Raw genomic sequence first — 26,808 nt, 5'->3', positions numbered from 1 at the left:
GATACACCTGTTCCCATGCCGAACACAGAAGTTAAGCTTCTTAGCGCCGATTGTAGTGAAGGGTTTCCCTTTGTGAGAGTAGGACGTCGCCACGCTAGTTGTTATTCCGGCATAGCTCAGTTGGTAGTAGCGCATGACTGTTAATCATGATGTCGTAGGTTCGAGTCCTACTGCCGGAGTTCCTTAATATAGGACATATGAGTAATATTTGCTTCTTTTAACTCTGGAGAGTTGTCCGAGTGGCCGAAGGAGCATGATTGGAAATCATGTAGACGGTGAACACTGTCTCAAGGGTTCGAATCCCTTACTCTCCGTATTAAGTTTTTATTGGCCCGTTGGTCAAGCGGTTAAGACACCGCCCTTTCACGGCGGTATCACGGGTTCGATTCCCGTACGGGTCATTTTATATTTTTTGGAGGTTTAGCTCAGCTGGGAGAGCACCTGCCTTACAAGCAGGGGGTCGGCGGTTCGATCCCGTCAACCTCCATTAAATTACGGTTTGGTAGTTCAGCTGGTTAGAATGCCTGCCTGTCACGCAGGAGGTCGCGGGTTCGAGTCCCGTCCAGACCGTTATTATTATAGTTTTATTGGCGCAGTAGCTCAGTTGGTAGAGCAACGGATTGAAGCTCCGTGTGTCGGCAGTTCGATTCTGTCTTGCGCCATTTGGAGGAATAGCGAAGTGGCTAAACGCGACGGACTGTAAATCCGTTCCTTAGGGTTCAGTGGTTCGAATCCACTTTCCTCCATTAAACAGTAGGGATATAGTTAAACGGTATAACTACGGTCTCCAAAACCGTCATTGTGGGTTCGATTCCTACTATCCCTGTTGTAATTTGATTTACGGCGATTGTGGTGAAGTGGTTAACACAGCGGATTGTGGTTCCGCCATGCGTGGGTTCGATCCCCATCAGTCGCCCTCAGCTTTAATTTTTTATTATAGTTTTTATGGCGATTGTGGTGAAGTGGTTAACACAGCGGATTGTGGTTCCGCCACGCGTGGGTTCGATTCCCATCAGTCGCCCTTAGCTTTAATTTTTGGGGTATAGCCAAGCGGTAAGGCAACAGGTTTTGATCCTGTCATGCGTTGGTTCGAATCCAGCTACCCCAGTTTTCTCTTATTGAGAATTTTAAATTGTAATATGGCGGTATAGCCAAGTGGTAAGGCAGAGGTCTGCAAAACCTTCATCACCGGTTCAAATCCGGTTACCGCCTTGCAAAATAATTTTAATGCCGGCGTGGCGGAATTGGCAGACGCGCTGGACTCAAAATCCAGTGCCCGCGAGGGCGTGCCGGTTCGACCCCGGCCGCCGGTATAAAAGATACATCAACGTTTTCAAACTGTTGATGTATCTTTTTTTGTTTTTTAAATAAAAGTCAACAAAAGTTTCCTATAATTGTAAGATATTAAAAAAATGTTAGTCCAAAAAAGTGGTAACATATCGAATAAATGGTGGAATAAAAGAAATTCTAACTATCAAATGTGGAAGGCTAATAACTGTGTAAATTATGTTTCTCAAGCTATATAGTATGTTGGAGTCAACCTAGTTTTTCTAGAAAAAGTGCGACCATTTATAAAACAATTGTAAAATAATCATTTAACTTCTTCATAAAAGCTAATAATTTATCGTATCTACTTAATCAGAAGTTTTTTTATTTTATATTGTCGGATAGTAGAACAGATGACGATAAAAAAGATAAGGTCAAACACTGTACAATGTATATTGACAAATCAGATATAGAACAAGCGGTATTAGTGTAGAGTATTCTACGTTTGGCTTTTAAATGAAAGGTGGTTTCAAGAGGTGAAAGACAATAAAAAAATTCTTTTTATAAAAAATCTGATATTTGTGTCTTTGTGCATACTTTTAACATTTGAACATGTGTTACAAACAGGTAAAGTATTTGCAGAGAATAACAATGAAAACACTGAAATTGCAGAGAATAAAAATGAGGAAGCAAATGATGAATCAGTGAATTCCAGTTCTTCAAATAATGAAGTAGAGGTGAATTCTAAAAATCAAAACGAACAGGAATCGGCAGAATCAAAACCTATTAAAGAGAAAACTGAAGATAATCAAGAAATGATTGATCTATATAGGAATATAAAGATATGGGTACCCGCACCAAGAGTAAAAAGTGTAACATTATATATAGGTATAGATGAGAAATTTGATCCAAATTCTCCTTTAGATAAGGTATATGACGAATTTGGAACTAGGATAACCGATCATAATTTTTTTAATTTGTATAATTACTGGATTGATAATAAATCAATAGCAGAACATAATCGAGTTTCAGCTATAGACACAACTAAAGTAAGGTCGTATTTACTTTTCGTTTTTGTCCCTAGAGTGGGTTGGAGTAATAAAGTATATGTAAGAATCAGAGAAAATCAAACGAAACTAGAGTTACAAGATGTCGAACTGTATCAAGGAAAAAAATTCGATCCGAATATGCCATTTAAAAACGTAACAGATAAAGCAGGCAAAAAGATTAAAGCAGAGGATTTTAAATATTATTATATTTATCCAGAAGGGCAACAAGTAGGAAACGAATGGTTAACGAAGGAACTGGATACAAAAGAGCCAGGAACATATAAAGTTCGGGTGTATTATCCAGAGAGTGAAGAGTATAGTAATGAAGCAACAATAACTGTTAAAGAAGATAAAACGAAACTAGAATTACAAGATGTTGAACTGTATCAAGGAAAAAAATTCGATCCGAATATGCCATTCAAAAACGTAACAGATAAAGATGGCAATAAGGTTAAAGCGGAGGATTTTAAATATTATTATATTTATCCAGAAGGGCAACAAGTAGGAGACAAATGGTTAACAAAAGAACTAGATACAAAAGAGCCAGGAATATACAAAGTTCGGCTGTATGATCCATTTAACGAAGAGTATAGTAATGAAGCAACAATAACTGTTAAAGAAGATAAAACGAAACTAGAGTTACAAGATGTCGATCTATACCAGGGAGATAAGTTTGAACCGAATATGCCATTCAAAAATGTAACAGATAAAGATGGCAATAAGCTTAAAGCGGAGGATTTTAAATATTATTATATTTACCCAGAAGGGCAACAGGTAGAAGACAAATGGTTAACAAAAGAACTGGATACAAAAGAACCAGGAATATACAAAGTTCGGGTGTTTCATATAGAGAGTAATGAGTATAGTAATGTAGCAACAATAACTGTTAAAGAAGATAAAACAAAACTAGAGTTACAAGATGTCAATCTCTATCAAGGAGAGAAGTTTGATCCGAATATGCCATTCAAAAACGTAACAGATAAAGATGGCAATAAGATTAAAGCCGAGGATTTTAAATATTATTATATTTATCCAGATGGGAAACAAGTAGGAAGCGATTGGTTAACGAAGGAACTGGATACAAAAGAGCCAGGAATATACAAAGTTCGGGTATTTCATATAGAGAGTAGAGAGTATAGTAACGTATCAACAGTAACTATTAAAGAAGATAAATCTTCACTAAAGACAAAAGATTTGACTGTGGATGTTGAACAGAAAATAAGCTGGAAAGAAGGATTTTCTAGTGCTACGGATGAAAACGGCAAGGATATTCCATGGTCGGATAAAAGAATAAGCATTGAAGGTGTACCGAATAAAGAGACGAATATAGACACCAGTAAACCAGGTGTTTACGAATATACATTAATTTTTAAAGGGAAAGCAAAGAATACAAAGGCTAAATTTAAGGTGACTGTTCAAGAGAAATTATCAGCAGAAGGGAAACCTCAAACATTATCCTTAGGAGCATCAATAGATCGTTTGAATCCAAAAGATTTTGTGAAAAATGTGAAAAAAGGAAATGAAGAGATTAAACCAGATGACTATACGGTTGAAATCAAAGAAACAGTAAAAGAGGATGTAATTGGAAATAAAAAAATGATCGTAACAGTCGTGAGGAGTTCAACTGGAGAAAAAGTTGATGTTTCTGTGCCTGTTAAAGTGGAGTGGGGCAGATCTAGTGTTGCTTATGGTGCTTTGGGAGATACTCGTACTAGTGCTGCGTTTCCATTGATACTTGGGGAAAATCCAATCATAGCGGCAGTTTCTGGATTAGAAGATGACAATAAACCAATTCATACTTCTTTTGAAGATTTATATTATCAGTTTGACTGGTTTGATCTGAGTAAAACGACGACAATTACTATGGATGAAACAAAGCGTGGGCAAGCTCATATTGAAGCCAAAGGAGTAGAGTTGAAACAAGATACTTTAAAAAAATGGGGAACGGATCAAAAGCAATCCGTTCAGTACGGTGATATTGTTCGAGCATGGCAGAGAGAACCTACAAAAAATTATCTCTACGAAAATGAGGAACGAAATCGGTATAATAACGACTTAAGGTCTGTTTATTATGAAATTACAAAGGATGGCTATCAACCATTAAGAGTAAATCAATTGAAACCAAAAAAAGTTTCAACAGTATTACATGCTTCGGGAGATACTTTAAATGAAGATTTTAAAAATAATATGAACAAATATTTTGATTCTAACGAAATTAAAAATATAAAACCCGTAGAATTTGTGAATCTACCTGACACCGGAACATCAGGGCTGAAGTCGGCTAGAGTAAGAGTAGAAGAAACCCTCAAAACAGGTAAAAAAGTTCAGTATGATTACGATATTGAGGTCAATGTTGAGAATAAATGGGTGAATGTAACAATCCCTACTAAAATGTTGTTCTTTTCGGATATGAAAAGTGAAAACAAAGATAAGGTTATTTCCGAAAGTTACTCAGTCACTAACAACTCTGACAATACTTCGTTGGAAGTAGAGATGACTTCGTTCTCAGTCGAAAAAGATAGCGAAGTGACCTATTTATCAGCAAAAGAGAAAGATCCCACTAAACCGGAGAATAAATTACGACTTAATTTATTCGTAAATGATCAACCAAAAGTGCAGAGTTTAAATGGAAACACTAAGGCAATTCATTTGGTAGACTTGGACTTTAAAACATCTACTAAGCTTAGATTTGATGGGAAATACTTTAACGCTAATTCAGAAGCTTCCCCTCAGGCAAAAAGTAGCATGGTATTAAAATTTAACATTAAAGAATAAAGAGGCAATAGTAATGGAAACAGAAACTAAGATCAGCCAAAAAATTGATCAGTCTCTTATTGTTACTTTTTTTAATCATTGGAGCAGCTAGAAGGTATAAAAGGCATCAAAAACCTAAAAATTGATTCCACGGGATTATGCATATGTAAAAGATGTATAATCCAAAGTTTTTTAAATTAAAGGCTATACAGTAAAGTAGCTATTAAATAATAGCACTCAAAATCAAATACCCGAGAGGGCGTGTCGGTTAGCCCCTAGCTGCTGTTATACTATGATACATCAATGTTTTCGAACATTTGATGTATTTTTTTCTTTTACAAAAGACAGACTACGGAAGTTTATTTATTATATGTTGCTTCAAACCAAAGAGTTGAGTACAATAATAGAAAGAAATGTGGGACTAGAGATTTTGAAAACTCTAGTCAAAAGGAGACCATAAAGATGTTAGATAGCAGTCAACAAAAAGGTCAGTCATTAGCACAGCAAGTCGCAAGTAAGATTGAAGAACTGATTAAAGACCAACAATATAAAGTTGGTGATAAATTACCAAATGAATTCGAATTGGCAAGTGAACTTAACGTTGGAAGAGGAACAATTCGAGAAGCGATCAAATTGTTAGCTGCTCGCAATGTAGTAATGATTCAGCGTGGAAAAGGAACGTTTGTATCTGAGAATCCAGGTTTGACAGAAGATCCACTTGGTCTTAGCTTTATTACGGATAAAAAAAAGTTGAGTCATGATTTGATGGATGTTCGTATGATGATCGAGCCGGAAATAGCTAAATTAGCTGCTGAAAATGCTACATATGATGAAGTTAAAGAAATGGAAAAAATTTGTCTAGAAATTGAAGAGTTGATCAATAACAATGAAAATCATGAAGAAAAAGATATTCAGTTACATTCAGTCATTGCAAAATCTAGCAAAAATTTAGTGGTTCCCAATTTAATCCCAATTATTCAAACTGCGATTTCATTGTTTATTAGTTTAACGAATCGTAGTTTAAGAGAAGAAACAATTGAAACACATCGACAAATTGTGAATGCAATTAAAAATAAAGAGGGTGAAGCAGCCAAAACAGCGATGAAACGGCATTTAGGTTATAATAAAGATAAATTAAATATTTAAAAAGTATCCTCAAATAGGTGGATACTTTTTTTGTTGACAATATCAATAGAAAGCGTTATCATTTTTATAAACGTATGACGTATGACGTCTCGGAGTTTAACCAAGGAGTGAACGTTTATGAAAATTGGCATTATCGGATTGGGAAAAATGGGTATCAATTTAGCAAAAAATTTTGTAGATGCAGGGTATCAAGTAGTTGGCTTTGACTTAAACTTACCTGAATTAGATGAAAACCAAAAAGAAATTATGGTTGTTAATCAATTGAGTAAAATGATTGAAGAGCTGCCAAAACCGCGAATAATTTGGTCAATGGTGCCAAGTGGTGCTCCAACAGAAGCTATTTTCCAAGAGATGATGGTATTACTTGAACCAGAGGATGTTTTTATCGATGGGGGAAACTCGAATTATAAGGAGTCTGTGTTACGTGGAAAATTAATGGAAGACAAACAGATTTATTTCTTTGATGTTGGGACGTCGGGTGGAGTAAAAGGAGCTAGGGAAGGCGGCTGTTTTATGATTGGCGGTAATGAAAAAACATTTAGAGAAATAGAACCTCTTTTCGCAGATATTGCTGTTGATGATGGATATTTATATGCTGGAGTAGTTGGAAGCGGTCACTATTTGAAAATGGTTCATAACGGCATTGAATACGGAATGATGCAAGCAATTGGCGAAGGCTTTGATCTTTTAGAACATGGGCCATTTTCATTTGACTATGAAAAAGTAGCCAAAGTTTGGAATAATGGATCGGTTATTCGTTCATGGCTGATGGAATTAACCCAAGCGGCTTTTGAAAAAGATCAGCGTTTGGAAGAAATTCAAGGAATTATGTATTCCTCAGGAGAAGGAAAATGGACAGTAGAAGAATCATTAGAGCAGCAAATTGCTACACCAGTTATTACGATGTCTTTAATGATGCGTTATCGTTCGCTTTATCCAGATACATTTAGTGGCAAAGTTGTAGCAGCCTTACGCAATGAATTTGGTGGTCATGAAGTTAAAAAGAAATAGAGGTGGAAAAATGAAAGATTATGTCATTGGTGTAGATATTGGAACAACAAGTACTAAAGCTGTTTTGTATGATACGAAAGGTAATGTAAAAGGCTACGCCAATAAAGAATATCCTTTGTATCAAGAAGTTCCCGATATGGCGGAACAAGACCCAGATGAAATTTTTGAAGCTGTCATAGACGTTTTAACTGCTGTTATTAGAAAAAGTGGTGCAGAGGTTGCTAGAATTGGCGGAGTATCTTTTTCAAGTGCGATGCATAGCTTGATTTTATTAGATGAAGAAAATCAATTATTGACGCGCTGTATTACGTGGGCAGATAATAGAGCATATCATCAAGCAGAAAAACTAAACCAATCATCCGTAGGATTGGCGATTTATCATCGAACTGGGACACCAATCCATCCGATGTCCCCTCTAAGTAAAATTTTATGGTTAAAGGAAGAGTCTCCTGATTTATTTCAAAAAACGGCTCGCTTTATTGGCATTAAGGAGTATGTATTTTATAAATTATTTGGTCAGTTTAAAGTAGATATCTCAATTGCATCGGCAACGGGTTTATTTAATATTCATAAATTAGACTGGGACAATGAGGTTTTGGAACTACTAGATATTTCAGAAAAACAATTATCTGAATTAGTTGAAACAGATTATCAAATAACACCATTGAAAGAATCTTATGCTGAAGTAATAGGATTGCCAGCTGAGATCCCCTTTATCGTAGGCGCAAGTGATGGCTGTTTATCTAATTTAGGCGTTAATGCGATTGATGGAAAGACACTTGCTTTGACGATTGGCACAAGCGGGGCGGTTCGGATGGTGACGGATAAGCCAGTGACAGATGCTAAAGGAAGGACGTTCTGTTACGCACTTACAAAGGATAAATGGGTGATAGGTGGACCAGTTAATAATGGAGGGATTGTTTTTAGGTGGGTAAGAGATCAACTATTTGCTCCAGAAAAAATTACAGCTGAACAAATGCAAATAGACAGTTATGAAATCTTAACTCAAATTGCTGAGAAAATTCCAGCGGGCTCAGATGGCTTGTTATTTCATCCTTTTTTAGGAGGCGAGCGGGCACCTCTTTGGGATGCAAATGCTAAAGGTTCGTTTATTGGTTTAACCACAAGACACACAAGAGCACATATGGTACGAGCAGCACTTGAAGGAATTGTTTTTAATTTATATTCAGTTCTATTGATTTTGGAAGAGTTGGTGGAACGCCCTGAAAGAATCCATGCAACAGGAGGATTTGCTCGTTCTGCTTTATGGCGTCAGTTATTAGCTGATATTTTTGAACAAGAGGTATCAATCCCGCAAAGCTACGAAAGTTCTTGTTTGGGAGCCGCAGTTATTGGAATGGAAAGCCTAGGCTTGATTGAATCACTTGAAGAAGTGTCAGCGATGATTGGTGTGACGAATCAACATATACCTAATGAATCTCACTTTCCAATTTACCGTGAATTGTTGCCTATCTTCATTCGAACAACAAGATTATTGCAAAATGAATTTCAGGCAATTGCTGACTTTCAGCGGAAATATACCAAGTAGTATCAACGATTAGGAGGGAAAATGGATGGAATTATTAATCGTAGGTTTTGGCATTCTAATTCTTTTGTTTTTGATTATGAAAGTGAAATTAAATACATTTGTTTCTTTAGTTATCGTTTCTATTTTAGTAGCTGTCGGTTTGGGAATGCCCCTAACACAAATTATTACAACTGTTGAAAATGGAATCGGTAGTCAGTTAGGTCACTTAGCACTTGTTTTTGGTTTTGGAGCAATTTTAGGTAAATTAGTTTCAGACTCTGGTGGAGCTTATCGAATTTCAACGACTTTGATTAATAAATTTGGTCGGAAAAAAATTCAAATTGCAGTTTTGACTGCTTCCTTCATTATTGGAATCGCATTATTTTTTGAAGTAGGTCTAGTGTTATTAATTCCAATTGTTTTTACCATTGCTAGTGAGTTAGGGATTTCAATTCTTTATTTAGGAATCCCAATGGCCGCAGCATTGTCAGTTACTCATGGCTTTTTACCGCCACATCCAGCACCAACAGCAATTTCAGGAATTTATGAAGCAAACATTGGAATGGTCTTACTATATGGTTTTGTGATTGCGGTTCCAACTAGTATTATTGCTGGACCATTGTATACAAAAATAGCGAAAAAAATTGTCCCAGATGCATTTAATCGTACTGGAAATATTTCAGCTTTAGGGGAGCAAAAGGCCTTTTCCATAGAAGAAACACCGAGTTTTGGAATTAGTACGCTAACATCTTTGTTTCCTGTTATTTTGATGGCGCTTGCAACTTGTTATGAGTTAGTAAGAGGTGGGAAAATTACAGAAAAATCATCAATGATTGATCAAGTAATTGCTTTTATTGGCACACCAGGTATGGCAATGCTGTTATCGTTAATATTTGCAATTTACACAATGGGCATTCGTCGCAAACAAACAATGCCAGAAATTATGAAGTCAGCAGAAGATGCAATTAAGCAAATTGCCATGATGTTATTGATTATTGGGGGCGGAGGTGCTTTTAAACAGGTTCTAATCGATGGGGGTGTTGGGGATTATGTGGCGCAATTATTCGTCAATTCAACGCTGTCGCCTTTGATCTTAGGTTGGGTGATTGCTGCAGTTTTAAGAATTTGTCTGGGTTCTGCAACCGTAGCGGCTCTAACAGCTGCTGGCTTAGCTGCACCTTTAATGGCTACTACGGGAACGAATCCAGCGTTGATGGTAATTGCAACTGGAGCAGGTAGTTTGATAGCTTCTCATGTAAATGATGCAGGATTTTGGATGTTTAAAGAATACTTCAATTTATCTATTAAAGAGACATTCGCTACTTGGACTGTTTTAGAGTCGATTATCTCAGTTGTTGGATTGATTGGTGCTTTAGTCTTAAATTTAATTGTTTGAACAATTAAATTTAAGATTAAATAGCTTCAAAATAAATATTGTAGGGAAGCCTGTCTTTAATCTTCCTGATAGTTTACTAATTAAAATAATAGTTTGTAACAGAAAAAGGATATGAATGGGAAAACGATTTAAAAGTACGGATTTTTAGGTCTGAGATTCTGTTCTATGAGTAAAAAAATTTATATAGTTGAACGCCCAGTAGCAAATCGCATCTGGGCTTTTTTTATAGTCAAACTCGATTAATATGAAACAAATGCTCACTCTTTAAGCCAAAATAGTGCTAGGAGAGAAAATCTACCAAAATAACATAGTAAAAAGAGTATTAAACTGCTAGAATAATATGGACTTCAAAGGGATAAGTTAGCAAAAAGGAGGAAATGTACTTGAAAGAAAAAGTAAAAGTTATTAGGGGTGTTATAAAAAAATCTGTTTTTTTATGTCTGATTTTTTTAGTTTGGAGTTTATCTTATGTAGAAGAAATATTTATAGAAAATCCAAACTTTATTAGAAATAATCAAACAATTTTATTGACTGTTCATATAATTATAGCCTGTTTGTTACTTTATTGGATCTATCAAAAGTATCAAAAGCAATTACAACTTAATAATCCAAGAAATTTTGGGTTTCATAAGTTTACGAAAAATAAAGGATTATTTTTTATTGCAATGGTAATACTAAATCAAATGATCGATTTAGTATATACTTTCTTAGAAAATCAAGAAGTGACAAATATTCCTGAGAATCAAGAAATACTTAATAAGATGATTGATATTATGCCCATAAGTATGTTTTTTACTATTGTTATATTTGCTCCATTAGGAGAAGAGTTGATTTTTAGAGGAATATTTTTTAATTACTTTTTTACAAAAAATAGTAAGAGCAATAATCTATTGGTTGTTTTGGTATCAGGTTTGGTCTTTGGATTATTACATGAGCAAAACATATCATTAAATTTGTTAGTGTATGCCTCAGCTGGATGGATTTTAGGTTTTATTTATTTATACACAAAAGACATTCGTTACAGTATTGCTTTTCATTTTTTGAATAATTTTCTGTCTTACTTTTAAAATCTATTTTACACTATTCTTAGATTGGTATAGTTTGAATCTTTTCGAGTTTATTAGAATGTAAGAGGGATGATAGAAAAGAAATAAATCATAGCCTGACTGTGAATAAACGGTGGGACTAGAAGCAAACTCTTACAAAAAAAGGGAAAATTCACATTTGAAGAACACCAAGTATCATCAGTTTACAAGTTTACTGTAATGCTTGGCAATTTTTGTAAATTCCTTCTTGTTGCTGTAAACCACAACAAGGTACGAGTTGTGGTTGCATGGTGACTACTTTATTTTGGAGAGGTAAGGCTTCTGTTCCAACCGTTTTTTATTTCTATTCCATATTCTGTTTTGTTAAATAAATGATTCATTCATAAAAAAAGCAGTGATATAAAAAATTTCATCTTTTGGTATTTTAACAGCATAGTACGTTTCCAAGATTTGGCTATTTTTTTGAACACTGGCGATTTCAGTTACATATTTTTCTTGAAAATAGGGTGTTTGCGGAAAACTGCTAACTGCTTTTCCTTGTTTTAAGCGGTCAATCATACAAACAATATGGCAAGCTAAACCAACTTTTATTTCATAAGAAAGGTTAGGGTTGATTTCAGAAGCCATAGTTTCTACCCAGTCTCTAATAGAGGAAATCAAATTTTCACCTTGCTCGTAAACTAACATAGTAGCAATATTCGTTCTCATTCCTTCAAAGGCAATTTCATAATCAATGAGAGATTGCATTTTTTCAGTCTTTGTTTCATCTAATGCATCGGTAATCGAAAAATGAGGGCATGCTAAGGGTAGTTGAAACGTACCGATTGTATAGATGATTTTTCCTGTATGATTAAGATTAGTAATTGTTTGTTCTAATAAGTCTTCATCAGTCACTTGTAAAGATACAATCTCACACGCACCGCCTCTTAAATTTAAGCGATCACAAAGCATTTTTTTTATTAGTTGAGCAGAGCCTTCGCCTGTAGTACATAGTGTAAGAATATATAATTTTAAGACATTTAGACGTTCATTCTTTTTTTGGTAGGTAGAAAGTCCTTTAATATTCATCGTAGATTCATAAATTTCATTTAGCCCATTTCCTAGAGAGGCTTTTCTACTTGCTTCTAGGACATGTAAAGTGCTAACTAACTCAATACAGCGGATTCTGATATTTAAACTTTTTTCCAAATCATCACTAAAATTAATCAATGAACCCATATCAACGAGTAAAAGTACGTCTTTTAACTGGTCTTTGTTTGAAAGATACTTTTTAATTTTTGATAAAGCGCTGATTGGTTTTTCTTCAAGACTCATGTCAAATCCCACAGCGATTTGTTCCCCAAGAAGTTTGTTTACAACATTGGCCATACTTGTTGCAGTTGATTCACCATGAGCTACAACAATGACTTCAACCTTTTGGCTCTTTTTACTTTGACTTTTTTCAGAGGTGAAAAATAATGCGAGAAAACCAGCTTCGTCTTCAGGAAGTTTTACACTAAAATCAGCTTCAATAACAGAAAGACAATGTTGAGCAGCTTCAAAAAGATGAGGATGCTCTTTTTTTATTTCGACAATTCGTGGATTGTTGATTTTTTGCCCTCGTTTTACTCGCTGAATTGTATTATACAAATGAAGTGCCAAACCATATCGAACATTATCAGACAGATAGAAGTTCAATAAGCGAGATGCTTTTTCACAAACTTTATTAGCTGTTGCGACAATTTCTGAGCCAACGATTTGTTCAAGATTTGTTAAGTCAACAACGGAATCGGTATTGTATGAGCGATAGTAATTAGTGATAGTTGTATCAATAATTTCAGAGGACTGAGAAATATCAAGTCCAATTCGTTCCATATCACTTATTTTTTGTTCAATGATTTGGTAAATATCATTTCCCTTAGTAATGTTAGGTAAAAAAAGTGTCGTTTCTTCTTCATTAAATAGGAAAAAGCGGGTATTCATATTAGGAAGTAACAGCCAGATTTTTTTTCGGTCTTCAGCATTATAAAGACCTTCCCGAATGTAATGAGGTAGTTCATAACTGCTGATCTTAATTGTTTCTTCTTGTCTAGCAATAAATTGAGAGTAGGCTTTTGCACAAAGTAATTGAATGTCTGCTTTTAGCTGTCCTACATTATTTGAACAGTGATAACCTAATAAAGCACGTATCGTATTTGTTGAAACCTCAATGGGCGTTCTTAATTTCTTTGTTTCTGTTTGAAAAAAGCTTGAAATTAAATGTAATCGTTCTTCTAATCCTCGGTCTACTAAGTTGGGAATTTCGATCCGCATAGGAATTCTTCGGACAAAGGTTTGTAGTAGTGACGATGAAGTGTCTTCTGTCGTTGCACAAATGAGTAGTACCTGTGCTTGCCTTTCACTGTTCGTTTCACCAAGCCTACGATAAATTCCTCGATCAATAAATGTAAAGAGCATTTCTTGACCTTCTGGGGGAAGACGATGAATTTCATCAAGGAAAAGAATACCGCCGTTAGCTTTTTCTAGTAGTCCCACCCGATCATTTTCTGCTCCTGTATAAGCACCTTTAAGAACTCCAAAAATAGAACCTACTAACAATTGTGGATTATTCGCATAGTCAGCACAGTTGAAGGTAATAAAATCAGAATGCGTTTTCATCTTATTCTGCGATTTTGCATAATTGAAAATCAATTCAGCAAACATACTTTTTCCTACACCAGTTTCTCCAGTTAATAAGATGTGCATTCCATTTGGCGGATAAAGAATAGCTGCTTTGGCCTGTTCACTACAATGAAACAGGCTAGGGCTTTTTTGTGTGAATTCATCTAAGATATTGCTTATTTTTTTTTCTTTCGGTGTTGTTGAGCAAAAATAAATAGGTTTTGTACCACTTTTTTTTGCTTTTCCTAGCTTGACTAATTGATTTAAATCGCTACTGACATTTGCCCGTGTGATCTTCAGTTGTTCAGCGACTTCACTCGCAGTAACTGGTTGTTTCTCAGAATACTGACTAAGTAATTCTGCTACTTTATCAATTCGTTTCATTTTTTTTCCACCTTTAATGGATATTGTGTATGAACTAAGTATAATGTTGTGATCTTAAATAGTCAAAGTCACCTGTTTTATTTATTGCAATGTGTTTTAACTGATAATTAAAATGTGTTTTTATATTTGGAAAAATAAAACACATTTATCCAGATCAGTGTTATATCAATAGATTAGCTGTTTGGCATGCTTATTGCTTATATAACTATGTAAACGTAAATAGTGTTTTAAAGGAGAGGGTCGAATGATTTCAGAGACAGATGTAATGCAGATTATTGTTTATGCCGGGAACGCAAAATCACTGGCAATGAATGCAATTAAAGAAGCAAAAGGTGGAGAGATCGTTGCTGCAAAAAAAATGTTGGAGGAAAGTAAGAGCAATATGAAAATTGCTCATCAGCACCATACAGATATCTTACAAACCTTTGCCAGTAATCCAGATGAGTCGGCAAATATGTTTTTAACTCACGCACAAGATCATATGATGGCTGCAATTACCGTAACAGATTTTACGAAGGAGTTTATTGATTTACACGAAGAAATGCAGGAGTTGCGTACCTTAATTAGAGAAAACAGATAAAAAATAAAATGGAAAAGGTGATTATAATGAAAATTACATTAGCATGTGCAGGTGGAATGTCTACAGGAATGTTAGTAAAAAAAATGGAGGAGTATGCATCTTCACAAGGAATTGAAGCAGATATTTCAGCATGCGGATTAAGTGAATTAGAAGAAAGAGTCGCAGGCTCAGATATTATTTTATTAGGACCACAAGTAGGTTACCAGCAAGACGATGTGAAAAGAGAGTATCCAGAAATTCCTGTTTTAGTCATTGAGATGATGGATTACGGCATGATGAATGGAGAAAAAGTTTTTAAAAAAGCACAAGAAATTATCTCAGCTAACTAAGGCTTGTTAAAGGAGGATTACAAATGTCAGAAACGAAAAAAAGTACATTTACTAATGGGTTGAATGTGTTTGTCAATAAGTTTTCGAATAATACGTTTGTCAAAAGTATCGCTAATGGAATGATGATGACACTGCCGATTACTATTGTTGGAAGTCTGACAACAATTATTGGAATGATTCCTGGTTTACCTGAAATCGTTGTGAAAGCTTGTTCACTAGGAACATCAATTTCAAGTAATTTAATTACAATTTATGTGATTATTGGTATTTCTTGTGCGATGGCAAGAGAAAAAAAAGGAGATACGATTTCCTCAATCATTCTATCGCTTGCATCATTCTTTGTTTTGACTCCAATCACTGCATTTGATATTGGAAAAGAGAAACCTGCTATGGCGTTTGAGTTAACTTATCTTGGATCAAAAGGAATCTTTGTTGGAATGATTGTGGCATTGGTTGTGACTTGGGTATTTGCTAAGATGGTACAAAAGAGAATTACTTTTAGAATGCCAGAAAGTGTACCAACAGCAATTGCTAAAACCTTTGAAGCGATTGTTCCAGCTGCAATTATTTTTATCGTAGTTATTATAATCAGTACGTTGTTTGCTGAAACCAAGTTTGGCAATATCCATGATTTTATTTATACAAATCTTCAAACTCCACTTGAATCTTTAGGCGGCTCAATATGGTCGGCACTATTCATTATGTTTTTATCTGAATTATTATGGTTTTTCGGTATTCATGGAAGTATGGTTGTTGGCTCTGTTATTGCAGTTTTATTTACGACACAAGCTTATGCAAATATGGAAGCTGTAGCAGCAGGAGAAGTAGCGACAAACGTTATCAATTCATTTTTCTTAGATGCTTTTAAAGGACCAAGAGCATTAGCGTTAGCGGTAATTTTAGTCTGGATGAGCCGAAGTGAAAAATTCAAATCAATCGGAAAAATTTCCTTAGTTCCAAGTGTTTTTGGAATTACTGAGCCAATGAAATTCGGGATTCCAATGATTATGAATGCTGTTATTTTTATCCCACTGACTCTTTCGGCGGCTGTCTGTGTCGGGATTGCTTATGTCGCAACAATCATCGGTTTTTTACCTGTTATTAGTGTTAATGTACCGAAAAATCTCCCTACTTTCTTATCTGGTTTTATGGCAGCTGGATGGCAAGGATTAGTTGTGCAACTGATTCAATTTGTTGTAGTATTATTATTGTATCTGCCATTTATGAAAAAATTAGATAGACAAGGAGTAACAGAAGAAACTGTCAATCTTGAAAATCAATAGGAGCGTGAAAAAATGCAAACACTTCAAGTGGAAAGAGACGAGAACAATTTGGCGATTTGCATTCCAGATACAGTGGAGTTGCCTGTAAGAGTTTACTATGGAACGGATGGGTCGTTAGATATAGATGATACTACTTATGTAGAATTTCACGAAAAAGGTTGGCAAACGTTCAAAGATCCTAATTTTAAAGAACGACTTTACTTTAAACTTAAAGCAAAGTCTGATGTCTTTATTGGTTCAGAGAGACGGTTACCTCTGATAAATTTGTATAATTGTCGTGATATGGGCGGGTATCTTACAGTGAACGGTCGATTGACAAAGTGGGGAAAAGTCTTTCGTTCAGATGCACTTCATCAAGTAGATCAGCAAGGTCAAGTATATATTGAACAAATGGGTCTAAAACGGATCATTGATTTTCGTTCACCTGAAGAAATAGCAAAAGATCCAAATATAAGTATTTCAACAAGTCAGGTGTTTAACTTTAATCCTCATGCAGATGTTGCTCAGCAGGCTAGTACACAATCTATTTCTAAGAGGGATGAAGAGAAGATAGCGCAATTAGAAATAATGGTACAGACAAAAGCGGGGCGCGAGCAACTAGTCAAAAACCGTAATGTAATGATCAAACAAATGGAGCAATTAGTTTTGGGAATCCATGCCATTGAGGCGTACCAGCAGTTTTTTAAAGTGCTTTTACAAAAAGACTCGACACCATTGCTATTTCACTGCCAAGGAGGAAAAGACCGGACAGGTTGGGCTGCTGCATTATATTTAGCCGCTTTAGGGGTGGATAAAGAACAAATTTATCAAGATTATTTATTAACGGATAAAATGAATGCCCCTAGAAATGCGAAAAGAATGGCTATCTATAAAAAATACACAGATAATGAAGATGTGCTAGCTTTTCTAGCGTCATTACAGCAAACAAGAAAAGATTATCTAAATGGAGCGTACGACACAGTGGAGGAGCGTTATGGAACCATGGTCGGCTACTTGAATGAGGTATTAAAAGTAAATGATAGTCAGTTAGAATATTTGAGAGAAAACTATTTGTATGAATAAGTATAAACAAACCAGTGAGGCAGACTATTTTTTCTGTCTCACTGGTTATTAAAAATACGAAAAGTAATAATAATATTTAATGAAATAACATTTCTTATTTGAAAAAATAAAGCTTGTTTTTACATCATTGACAACGCTTTATTTTCGTGTTTTAATTACAAGAGAAATCAAGATTGTTACTGAATATTCAGGCTATACTTCATTTCTTTTATTTACATGTTTTAGCTAGCTGATCTAATCTCATTGAGGAGATATTATGGAAGTAAAAAAAGTAATTAATAATAATATTGTCAAGTCTCTTGATGCAGACGGTCATGAAGTATTGGTAATGGGTAAAGGTATTGGGTTTAAACAAAAGGTTGGCGATAGCATTGATGATACACTTGTAGAAAAAGTGTATACAAGTAATGCAGATTTAAATACAAATAAGCTGACTCAACTGTTATCAAATGTTCGCTTAGAGCATCTACAGGTTGCTAATGAAATTATTGGTTTTGCTAAGGTTTCTTTAGGAAAAAAGTTAAATGAAAATATCTACCTTACATTGACCGATCATATCGATTATGCAATTGATCGACATAATAATGGATTACCTGTTCGAAATGCACTGCTTTGGGAAATTAAACGTTTTTACAATCATGAATATTTGATTGGAAAAGAAGCGTTAAACATTATTTCCAATCGTCTGGATATATCTTTACCTGAAGATGAAGCTGGTTTTATTGCATTACACATTGTTAATGCAGAGTTAGATTTATCACAGGTTAGCCAAGTTTCTGAGATGACGAAAGTTATTCAGAAAATTATCAATATTGTTAAATATCATTATAAAACTGATTTAGATGAGTATACGTTGAATTATGAACGTTTTATTACACATTTGAAATTTTTTGTGCAACGACTATTTAGCGGAATAGAATTAGATAAAGATAAGGACGAAGGTTTCTTGTTTATGCTAAAAGAAAAGTATCAAGAAGAATATCTTTGTGCGTTAAAGATTCGTGAGTATATTGGAAAAGAATTTGGTCGTGATTTAAAAGAAGACGAGATGATCTATCTAACCATTCACATTAGAAGAATAACCAATAATTAAAGGATTGTTACTGTGTAAAAGCAGGCTATACCTAAGAAAAATCTCTTTATAGTAAGAGGTTTCTTAGGTATTTTTTTATTGTTTTTACTAACAAGCATATTCAATGGTTCTAGGATTACACTTATTGCAAAGAAAAAGCATTTTCTATAAAATGCTGTTCATTGAAGGAGGAAAAGGAATGAATTATCAGGAATTAGCACAAAAAATTATCGAAAATATCGGTGGAGAAAAAAATATTAGTGGATTAACTCACTGTGCGACAAGACTACGCTTTAATTTAAAGAATGAAGAAAAAGCACAGACTGATATAATAAAAAATACTGCAGGTGTGATGGGTGTTGTGTCAAAAGGTGGACAATATCAGGTTATTATTGGCAGTGATGTAGGCAGTGTTTACAAAGAAATTTTAAAAGAGGTACCTTCATTAGAGGGAGAACAAGTTGCGTCAACTGAAAAAGATGATCGTGGTGCGGCATCGAAAATCATTGATACTATTACTGGCATTTTCACACCTATATTACCAGCGATTACAGCAGCTGGTATGTTAAAAGCGGTTCTTTCATTATTAGTTGTTTTTAATGCGATTGATAAAACTGGACAAACGTACATCATTATTGATTTTATGGCAGATTCAGCTTTCTACTTCTTGCCAATTCTGTTAGCAGCATCATCAGCTCAGAAGTTTAAAACAAATATGTATCTAGCGATGATGGTGGGTGGGATTTTACTGCATCCTAATTTTGTCGGAATGGTAAATGCGATCAAAGAAGCTGGTGAAGGTGGTATTCATCTTTTCGGTATGCCAATTTCTGCTGTAACTTATGGCTCATCAGTTATTCCAATAATTTTGTCTGTCTGGTTTATGTCTTATGTTGAACCAATTGCAGATAAAGTATCACCAAAAGTGATCAAGTTCTTCAGTAAACCGTTGATTACTATTGCCATTGTTGGAACGGTTTCATTAGTTGTGATTGGTCCGGTTGGTTATCTTATCAGTGATGGTATTTCAAATGGAATCAAAGCGTTAGAAAATTTCAGCCCGTGGTTGGTACCGACGATTATTGGTGCATTCACTCCATTATTTGTAGCAACAGGTACACACTATGGTCTTGTTCCAATTGGTATTAACAATCGTATGACAACTGGTTATGATACAGTGATTTATCCAGGTATGTTAGCATCTAATCTAGGTCAAGGGGCAGCGTCATTAGCTGTCGGACTTAAAACGAAAGACTCTTCAATCAAGCAGTTAGCATCCTCAGCTGGTTTAACAGGTTTGTTTGGTATTACTGAACCGGCTTTGTATGGTGTCAATTTGCGATTTAAAACACCTCTTTACGCAGCGATGATTGGTGGCGGTCTTGGCGGATTATTTATGGGAATTGGACGAGTGAAAAACTTTACGGGTGGTTCACCAGGTTTATTGACACTTCCAAGTTATATCGGGGACGACACTTTAAAACATTTGTATCTTGCTTGTATAGGTGCTGCAATTAGTATTGGGATTTCCTTTGTCATTTCTTATATTTTATATAAAGAACCTGTTGCAGAAGAAGCTCAAAAAGTGGTTAAAAATGAAACAAGTGTTGATTCAGTTATTTCAGAAGAGATATTGAATGTGGCAACCCCAGTTAAAGGAGAAATCGTTTCTTTAAAAGCAGTTGAGGATGGAATGTTTTCAGAAGAAATCTTAGGAAAAGGCTTTGCAGTCAAACCTGTAGAAGGCGTTGTTTATGCACCTTTTTCAGGAACTGTCACCGCAGTATTTGACTCTAAGCATGCAATTGGTTTAACAAGTGATTCAGGAGTTGAATTATTGATCCATGTTGGTATTGATACGGTTCAGTTAAATGGAGAATATTATGAATATTTTGTTGAAAAAGGTCAAACAGTTCAAACGGGTGATAAATTAATTGAATTTGACTTAGATAAAATTTCTGAAAAGGGCTATAATACAATTACACCTGTTGTTGTAACAAATTCAGCTGATTTTGGTGATATTATTACGTTGACTAAAGTTTTGGCTGAACCTGGTGAGGAAGTAATGAAAGTGATTCGTTAATTAGATTTTTACTAAAAATAAATTGATGGAGGATGATTAGAATGTCATTTAGAAAAGATTTTTTATGGGGCGGCGCAACGGCAGCCAATCAATGTGAAGGCGGCTATAACGAAGGCGGACGTGGCTTAGCCAATGTAGATTTAGCACCAGTTGGACGAGATCGTTTTCCAGTAATCACTGGAGAGAGAAAGATGTTTGCTTTTGATGAAGAACATTTTTACCCAGCTCAAAATGCCATCGATATGTATCACCGCTACAAAGAAGATATTGCTTTATTTGGGGAAATGGGTTTTAAAACCTATCGTTTGTCAATTGCCTGGAGTCGTATATTCCCTCTAGGAGACGAAACAGAGCCGAATGAAGAGGGATTGAAGTTCTATGAGGATTTGTTCAAAGAATGCCGCAAGCACGATATTGAGCCCCTTGTAACGATCACTCACTTTGATTGTCCGATGCATCTTGTTGAAAAGTATGGGGCATGGCGCAGTCGTGAATTGGTTGGTTTTTATGAAAACCTATGCCGCGTGATCTTCAATCGTTATAAAGGCTTAGTTAAATACTGGTTGACGTTCAATGAAATTAATATGATCCTACACGCACCTTTTATGGGAGCAGGTCTTTATTTTGAAGAAGGTGAAAATAAAGAACAAGTCAAATATCAAGCTGCCCATCACGAGTTATTAGCGAGTGCTGTCGCGACAAAAATAGCGCATGAAGTGGATCCAGAAAACCAAGTAGGTTGTATGTTAGCCGCGGGGACAAACTATGCTTATACATGTAAACCAGAAGACGTTTGGGCCGCTCGTCAAGCGGATCGTGAAAATTTCTTTTTCATCGATGTACAATCTCGAGGAGAGTACCCAGCCTATGCATTGAAAAAATTGGAACGTGAAGGCATCGAATTACCCATTGAAGAGGGGGATTTAGAGTTATTAAAAGAACATACAGTAGACTTTATTTCATTTTCTTACTACTCTTCAAGAGTACAATCAACAGATCCAGCAGTGAATGAACAAACGGCTGGCAACATTTTCGCCTCTGTGAAGAATCCTTATTTAGAAGCAAGTGAATGGGGCTGGCAGATTGATCCATTAGGCTTACGGACAACAATGAATGAGTTGTATGACCGTTACCAAAAACCATTATTCATTGTAGAAAATGGCTTAGGAGCAGTGGATACACCAGACGAAAATGGACAAGTGATTGATGATTACCGTATCGAATATTTGGCAGCGCATATTCAGGCTATGAAAGATGCGGTAGAGCTTGATGGCGTAGATTTATTAGGATACACCACATGGGGCTGTATCGACCTAGTCTCAGCTGGAACTGGAGAAATGAAAAAACGCTATGGTTTCATCTATGTCGATCGTGATAATGAAGGAAATGGTACGTTAAAACGCTCGAAGAAAAAATCATTTGACTGGTATAAAAAAGTTATTGCGACAAATGGGGAAGATTTATCAAATTAGACTTTATTTTAAATAATCATTTTGTAAAATAAAAAGCTGTCGTGAATGAGAATTTTCATTCACGACAGCTTTTTTCTATAGCTTTCCATAATAGTGTTGATGTTTTGGTACATATTTTAAAATTGAATAAGCAGCAAGTGTGATCACAGATAAAGTTGCTCCAGTAACAAAGATTATTTTCATAAAACATTCTTCCTTTCAGTATTTATTATGTTTATAACGATGGCACATACGTGGACGGTAGGATTCGAACCTACACCTCATTAGGTCGAGAATAAACATCCGTTAGTCCTCAAAGAGTTTTAACACCACGTTCATCCACAAAATTGTTGTTTCCTATGATTAAACTATACCCTTAATTAATTAAATCAAACATAAAAAAGGTTGAAAAAAGTGTGAATTCATTTGAATTTGCTATGAAGAGTATAAATAAATATATAAGGAAAGAATTTTACAATCTCTCTTTTTTACAATAGAAAGTCTTTATTTTAAAAAAATCTATGAATTTTACAAGTTAAACTAAGTCATGTAAACAAAAATTTTTTCGATAGAAATGTAAGCGCGAACAGTTTTGTAGATAAAGGAGAGTGAACCATACATTCAGGATTAATAAACGTTCTAGCTGCTGGAGAACATCTGATTTTTTCTATTTACAATGGATTAGATGTTTGTCATGTAATCAACAGAAAATCATTTAGAAGAGAATAGTGGAGGAATAGTATATGAATAATCAACTTTTAGAAAAGCAATTAATTGATGCAACAAAAAATCTATCTAATACAGAGTCACAAGAGTTAGTCAAAGTGTTTTCTGGTGTTATTCAAGAGTTGAAAGAGGACGATCTTGCTAATACATCAAATTCTTCGTCTGTTCAAGCAGACGAACTAAGCGCATTTAGTCCCCGATTGAAAAAATTAAAAGAGCATTATTTAACTATTAGGCCTTCGGTAACTGCTCATCGAGCAAAAGCAGTGACTGAAGTTGCAAAAAAACACTGGGGAATGCCTAAAATTATATTGCGTGCCAAAGCATTTAAACATGCATGTGAAACAGCACCCTTACTGATTCAAGACAATGAATTGATTGTAGGACACCCTTGCGGACGCCCTCGTGCTGGCGCAGTTGCTCCGGATATTGCTTGGCGTTGGGTATTGGATGAACTTGATACAATCGAATCACGTCCACAAGATCCATTTGAAATTACAGAAGAGACAAAGAGAATGCTTCGTGAAGATATCTTTCCATTTTGGGAAACACGTTCACTAGATGAAGTTTGTCAGTCTCAATATGAAGAAGCAGGTCTTTGGGAATTTTCTGGTGAAGCTTTCGTCAGCGACCTATCCTATCACCAAATTAATGGCGGTGGTGACACTTGTCCAGGATATGATATTTTACTGATCAAAAAAGGAATTAACAAAATCAAAGAAGAAGCAGAAGAAAAACTTTCTGAATTATCAATGAGCAATCCAGATGATATTGAAAAAATGTACTTCTACAAAGCTGAAATCGAAACATGTGAGGGGATTTTAAATTATTCTAAACGTTTATCTGATCATGCCAAAGAGTTAGCAAATAAAGAGAAAGATTCAGTAAGAAAAGCGGAACTCTTAGAAATTTCAGAAACCTTATTAACGGTTCCAGCAAATCCGCCAAAAACATTTAAAGAAGCATTGCAATCAATTTGGACAATGGAATCATTGTTTGTTATTGAAGAAAACCAAACGGGTATTTCATTAGGACGTTTGGATCAGTATATTTATCCAATGTATAAAGCAGATATTGAATCAGGAAAGATAACAGAACATGAAGCTATTGAATTATTAGGTTGTTTCTTCATTAAATGTTCGGAATATATGTGGTTGTCTAGTGAAGGCGGGGCAAAATTCTTTGCAGGATATCAACCGTTTATCAATTGTACAGTCGGCGGAGTGAAGCGCACTGGAGGAGATGCAACGAACGAGTTAACTTATGCGATTATGGAAGCAATTCGCATGACAAAAGTGTATCAACCTTCATTGGCTTGCCGTATTCATAATCAATCACCACAAAAATATTTGAAAAAAATAGTTGAAGTTGTAAAAGCAGGTATGGGCTTTCCCGCATGTCACTTTGACGATTCCCATATTAAAATGATGTTGGCTAAAGGATTTGGTATTGAAGATGCCCGAGATTATTGCTTAATGGGCTGTGTAGAACCTCAAAAATCCGGACGTATCTATCAATGGACTTCAACTGGATACACGCAGTGGCCAATTGCGATTGAATTCGTTTTGAATCGTGGGGTTATGAAATGGCATGGCTCAAAGCAAGGAATTGATACAGGGGATTTAGATGATTTTACAACATTTGAACAATTTGATGAGGCCGTTAAAGAGCAACTGAGAAGAATCGTTCATTTATCAGCGATTGGTACTGTAATTAGTCAGCGCGTCCATTCAGAAGTTGCTCCAAAACCTTTGATGTCCTTAATGGTTGAAGGTTGTATGGATACTGGAAAAGATGTTACTCATGGAGGAGCAGTAGTTAATAATGGACCAGGATTAGTATGGTCTGGTTTAGGCACGTATGTAGATTCAATGGTTGTAATTAAAAAATTAGTCTTTGAAGATCATAAATATACACTAAAACAAATCAAAGAAGCATTAGATGCTGATTTTGTTGGATATGATCAAATCAAACGTGATTGTTTAAATGCGCCTAAATATGGAAATGATGATGACTATGCTGATTCTATTGCAGCAGAAATTATTAATTGGACAGAAAGGGAACACCAACAATATGACATGCTTTATTCAAAAATGAGTCATGGAACATTGTCAATTTCTAATAATACACCATTTGGAGAAATGACAGCTGCAACGCCAAACGGAAGAAATGCTTGGGTACCACTTTCTGATGGGATCTCTCCTAGCCAAGGAGCCGATAAATTTGGTCCTACAGCAATCATTAAGTCCGTCAGCAAGCTTGGTGTAGAAAGTATGACTATTGGAATGGTGCATAACTTTAAACTTCTCAAAGGTATTTTAGAAACACCAGAAGGCGAAAATGGCTTGATCAATCTTTTACGAACAGCTTCGATTTTAGGGAATGGGCAGATGCAGTTTAGTTATATCGATAACGATGTGTTATTGAAAGCCCAAGAAAATCCAGAAGAATATCGTGATTTGATTATTCGTGTAGCTGGTTATAGTGCATATTTTGTTGAATTATGTAAAGAAGTACAAGACGAGATCATTAGTAGAACAATGATTGAGCATTTCTAATGTTAGATTTTTAGAGGGAGTCTATTCGTACTTGTTATTTTAAAAGTCAAAGAATGGTAAGGAAAGCTGTTTAGTGCATGAAGGATTAAACAGCTTTTATTTCAACCTCATTTTATAGATGGAGGAAAAAAAATGAATAATGTAAATGGTCTAAATGCTTCTAATATTGAACAAGCTAAAATTAAACAAGCCAGTAGTTTTGAGCGTAAAGGACTGTTAAATGGGCTATCATCGGGTCTTCTTTTTGGATTAAATAGTGCATTGTTAGCTTTAGCGATTTCGTTGTTTCTATTTTCAGATGAACCTAATGCTTATGCGCTTCCGTTAGTATTTGCTGGATTTAATGATTTTTTAGCAGCAATTTGGCTGATTATTTATAATGCCTATCAAGGTAGGTTGAAGGAAATTGTTAGAAGCTTAAAAGTATTTCCAGGTAAAATGACTTGTTTAGCTGCTTTAATGGGCGGACCAGTTGCTCAGGGAGCATATCTTTTAGGAATTGCTTTTGCTGGTCCAACATATGCTGTACCAATTTCTGCTTTATGTCCAGTTGTTGGAGCGTTGCTTTCAGCTGTCTTCTTAAAAGAAAAAATTACCCAACGTGTTTGGGCAGGCATGGGTATTTGTGTCGTTGGTGCAGTGGTCATTTCCTACACACCACCTGCAGGAAATGTAGAGAATTTCTATTTAGGTATTATTTGTGCAGCAATTGCTGCTATAGGTTGGGGGCTTGAAGGTGTTCTTTCAGCATTTGGCGGTTCTGTTCTTGACCCTAAAGTAACAATTACAATCCGTGATATTACATCTGGATTGACATTCTTCTTGATTGTCATGCCTGTAGTGAATGGATTCGGTGTTTTTCAACAGGTGTTTCAATCACCAAAAACGTTGGTTGTCTTGGCTTTAGCAGCATTAGTAGCGGCTGTATCATTCTTACAGTGGTATAACGCCAATAGTATGTGCGGAGTGGCTAAAGGAATGGCTTTAAATAGTACGTATGTCATGTGGGGAATCATCTTTTCGGCAGTTGTCTCACAAGATTTTTCGGCAATTACACCAACAGTTATTGTAGGTGCTTTACTGATTACTTTTGGAGCAATTATGGTATCAGTCAACCCACTTTCATTTTTTAAAAAGGAGGCAGCATAATGGGCAAAACGTTATTACCATTACGGTTCCGTGTACTAAAAGAATTGGAGGGACAAAAAATGCATTTTCAAGAGTTGATGACTTGTCTCCATCCAGAATACGGTGCAGAGAAACAATTTAATGAAGCGGCATTTTTAGACCATGTACTTGCATTAAAAGAAAATGGGTTACTAGATGAAGCAGATGCATACATTAATGAGGAAAATCAACTATTAACAACTTATCAAATAAACGATGCTGGAAAAAAAATGTTGAGAAAATATTTGCCGAAAAAATAATGGAAAGTAGTGAGAGA

18 protein-coding genes, 13 tRNA genes and 1 rRNA gene are annotated in these 26,808 nt (G+C 35.3%); 31 read left to right on the top strand and 1 reads right to left on the bottom strand.

Annotated features, from left to right (window positions below; genetic code table 11):
• The 21 genes from rrf to BCR23_RS03255 form a co-directional block, all read left to right on the top strand.
• Positions 1–95, top strand: a 5S ribosomal RNA gene (gene rrf, locus BCR23_RS03350); the annotation flags it as partial.
• A gap of 10 nt (positions 96–105) precedes the next feature.
• Positions 106–179: transfer RNA gene (locus BCR23_RS03345), tRNA-Asn, on the top strand.
• A gap of 46 nt (positions 180–225) precedes the next feature.
• Positions 226–314: transfer RNA gene (locus tag BCR23_RS03340), tRNA-Ser, on the top strand.
• A gap of 15 nt (positions 315–329) precedes the next feature.
• A tRNA-Glu gene (locus BCR23_RS03335) sits at positions 330–401 on the top strand.
• A 13-nt stretch (positions 402–414) separates the two neighbouring features.
• Positions 415–487, top strand: a tRNA-Val gene (locus BCR23_RS03330).
• Between the two features lie 9 nt (positions 488–496).
• Positions 497–570, top strand: a tRNA-Asp gene (locus tag BCR23_RS03325).
• Positions 571–589: 19 nt separating this feature from the next.
• Positions 590–662: transfer RNA gene (locus BCR23_RS03320), tRNA-Phe, on the top strand.
• 3 nt (positions 663–665) lie between these two features.
• Positions 666–746: transfer RNA gene (locus tag BCR23_RS03315), tRNA-Tyr, on the top strand.
• A gap of 9 nt (positions 747–755) precedes the next feature.
• Positions 756–826: transfer RNA gene (locus tag BCR23_RS03310), tRNA-Trp, on the top strand.
• 17 nt (positions 827–843) lie between these two features.
• Positions 844–916: transfer RNA gene (locus BCR23_RS03305), tRNA-His, on the top strand.
• A 32-nt stretch (positions 917–948) separates the two neighbouring features.
• Positions 949–1,021 (top strand) — tRNA-His (locus BCR23_RS03300).
• Between the two features lie 15 nt (positions 1,022–1,036).
• Positions 1,037–1,108 (top strand) — tRNA-Gln (locus tag BCR23_RS03295).
• Between the two features lie 33 nt (positions 1,109–1,141).
• Positions 1,142–1,212 (top strand) — tRNA-Cys (locus BCR23_RS03290).
• A 17-nt stretch (positions 1,213–1,229) separates the two neighbouring features.
• Positions 1,230–1,313: transfer RNA gene (locus BCR23_RS03285), tRNA-Leu, on the top strand.
• A 99-nt stretch (positions 1,314–1,412) separates the two neighbouring features.
• Positions 1,413–1,526 (top strand): amidase domain-containing protein, encoded by a 114-nt coding sequence (locus BCR23_RS14990; RefSeq protein WP_141706678.1) that lies wholly within the window; start codon positions 1,413–1,415, stop codon positions 1,524–1,526.
• A gap of 276 nt (positions 1,527–1,802) precedes the next feature.
• Positions 1,803–5,090 carry a bacterial Ig-like domain-containing protein gene (locus BCR23_RS03280; RefSeq protein WP_069634088.1) on the top strand — a complete coding sequence of 1,096 codons (3,288 nt, stop codon included), beginning with the start codon at positions 1,803–1,805 and terminating at the stop codon, positions 5,088–5,090.
• Positions 5,091–5,531: 441 nt separating this feature from the next.
• The gene (locus BCR23_RS03275; protein WP_069634087.1) at positions 5,532–6,215 is read left to right on the top strand and encodes a FadR/GntR family transcriptional regulator; all 684 of its coding nucleotides are present in this window, start codon (positions 5,532–5,534) and stop codon (positions 6,213–6,215) included.
• Between the two features lie 117 nt (positions 6,216–6,332).
• Positions 6,333–7,226 (top strand): phosphogluconate dehydrogenase (NAD(+)-dependent, decarboxylating), encoded by an 894-nt coding sequence (gnd, locus tag BCR23_RS03270; protein WP_069634086.1) that lies wholly within the window; start codon positions 6,333–6,335, stop codon positions 7,224–7,226.
• Between the two features lie 10 nt (positions 7,227–7,236).
• A complete protein-coding gene (gntK, locus tag BCR23_RS03265) occupies positions 7,237–8,775 on the top strand; it encodes a gluconokinase (protein ID WP_069634093.1) in 1,539 nt (512 codons plus the stop codon).
• A gap of 25 nt (positions 8,776–8,800) precedes the next feature.
• Positions 8,801–10,150 carry a gluconate:H+ symporter gene (locus BCR23_RS03260; RefSeq protein WP_069634085.1) on the top strand — a complete coding sequence of 450 codons (1,350 nt, stop codon included), beginning with the start codon at positions 8,801–8,803 and terminating at the stop codon, positions 10,148–10,150.
• A 383-nt stretch (positions 10,151–10,533) separates the two neighbouring features.
• Positions 10,534–11,217 (top strand): CPBP family intramembrane glutamic endopeptidase, encoded by a 684-nt coding sequence (locus BCR23_RS03255; protein ID WP_069634084.1) that lies wholly within the window; start codon positions 10,534–10,536, stop codon positions 11,215–11,217.
• A 342-nt stretch (positions 11,218–11,559) separates the two neighbouring features.
• Here the strand turns inward: BCR23_RS03255 and BCR23_RS03250 are convergent, their stop codons facing one another.
• Complete coding sequence (locus tag BCR23_RS03250) at positions 11,560–14,220, bottom strand: sigma-54-dependent transcriptional regulator (protein ID WP_069634083.1); 2,661 nt, start codon at positions 14,218–14,220, stop codon at positions 11,560–11,562.
• Positions 14,221–14,464: 244 nt separating this feature from the next.
• On the opposite strand from BCR23_RS03250, the gene BCR23_RS03245 reads away from it, so the two are divergent.
• The 10 genes from BCR23_RS03245 (at position 14,465) to BCR23_RS03200 (ending at position 26,791) form a co-directional block, all read left to right on the top strand.
• Entirely contained in the window at positions 14,465–14,800 is a 336-nt protein-coding gene (locus BCR23_RS03245; protein WP_069634082.1) for a PTS lactose/cellobiose transporter subunit IIA, read from the top strand.
• A gap of 26 nt (positions 14,801–14,826) precedes the next feature.
• Positions 14,827–15,129 carry a PTS sugar transporter subunit IIB gene (locus BCR23_RS03240; RefSeq protein WP_069634081.1) on the top strand — a complete coding sequence of 101 codons (303 nt, stop codon included), beginning with the start codon at positions 14,827–14,829 and terminating at the stop codon, positions 15,127–15,129.
• A 23-nt stretch (positions 15,130–15,152) separates the two neighbouring features.
• Positions 15,153–16,412, top strand: a complete 1,260-nt coding sequence (locus tag BCR23_RS03235) for a PTS sugar transporter subunit IIC (protein WP_069634080.1) — start codon at positions 15,153–15,155, stop codon at positions 16,410–16,412.
• Between the two features lie 12 nt (positions 16,413–16,424).
• The gene (locus tag BCR23_RS03230) at positions 16,425–17,474 is read left to right on the top strand and encodes a tyrosine-protein phosphatase (protein ID WP_069634079.1); all 1,050 of its coding nucleotides are present in this window, start codon (positions 16,425–16,427) and stop codon (positions 17,472–17,474) included.
• Between the two features lie 256 nt (positions 17,475–17,730).
• Entirely contained in the window at positions 17,731–18,567 is an 837-nt protein-coding gene (gene licT / locus BCR23_RS03225; RefSeq protein WP_069634078.1) for a BglG family transcription antiterminator LicT, read from the top strand.
• Positions 18,568–18,745: 178 nt separating this feature from the next.
• Positions 18,746–20,629, top strand: coding sequence for a beta-glucoside-specific PTS transporter subunit IIABC (locus BCR23_RS03220; RefSeq protein ID WP_069634077.1), 1,884 nt, complete (start codon positions 18,746–18,748; stop codon positions 20,627–20,629).
• Between the two features lie 41 nt (positions 20,630–20,670).
• On the top strand, positions 20,671–22,101 hold the full coding sequence (locus BCR23_RS03215) for a 6-phospho-beta-glucosidase (RefSeq protein ID WP_069634076.1): 1,431 nt from the start codon (positions 20,671–20,673) through the stop codon (positions 22,099–22,101).
• A gap of 722 nt (positions 22,102–22,823) precedes the next feature.
• Complete coding sequence (cutC, locus tag BCR23_RS03210; RefSeq protein WP_069634075.1) at positions 22,824–25,364, top strand: choline trimethylamine-lyase; 2,541 nt, start codon at positions 22,824–22,826, stop codon at positions 25,362–25,364.
• Positions 25,365–25,496: 132 nt separating this feature from the next.
• On the top strand, positions 25,497–26,513 hold the full coding sequence (locus BCR23_RS03205) for a DMT family transporter (RefSeq protein WP_069634074.1): 1,017 nt from the start codon (positions 25,497–25,499) through the stop codon (positions 26,511–26,513).
• On the top strand, positions 26,513–26,791 hold the full coding sequence (locus BCR23_RS03200) for a hypothetical protein (RefSeq protein ID WP_069634073.1): 279 nt from the start codon (positions 26,513–26,515) through the stop codon (positions 26,789–26,791). The genes BCR23_RS03205 and BCR23_RS03200 overlap by 1 nt, the downstream gene beginning before the upstream one ends.
• Positions 26,792–26,808: the final 17 nt, after the last annotated feature.

Origin of the sequence: Enterococcus quebecensis (assembly GCF_001730365.1) — a bacterium.
Taxonomy (GTDB): Bacteria; Bacillota; Bacilli; order Lactobacillales; family Enterococcaceae; genus Enterococcus_L; species Enterococcus_L quebecensis.
This window is presented reverse-complemented; position numbering and strand designations above follow the sequence as displayed.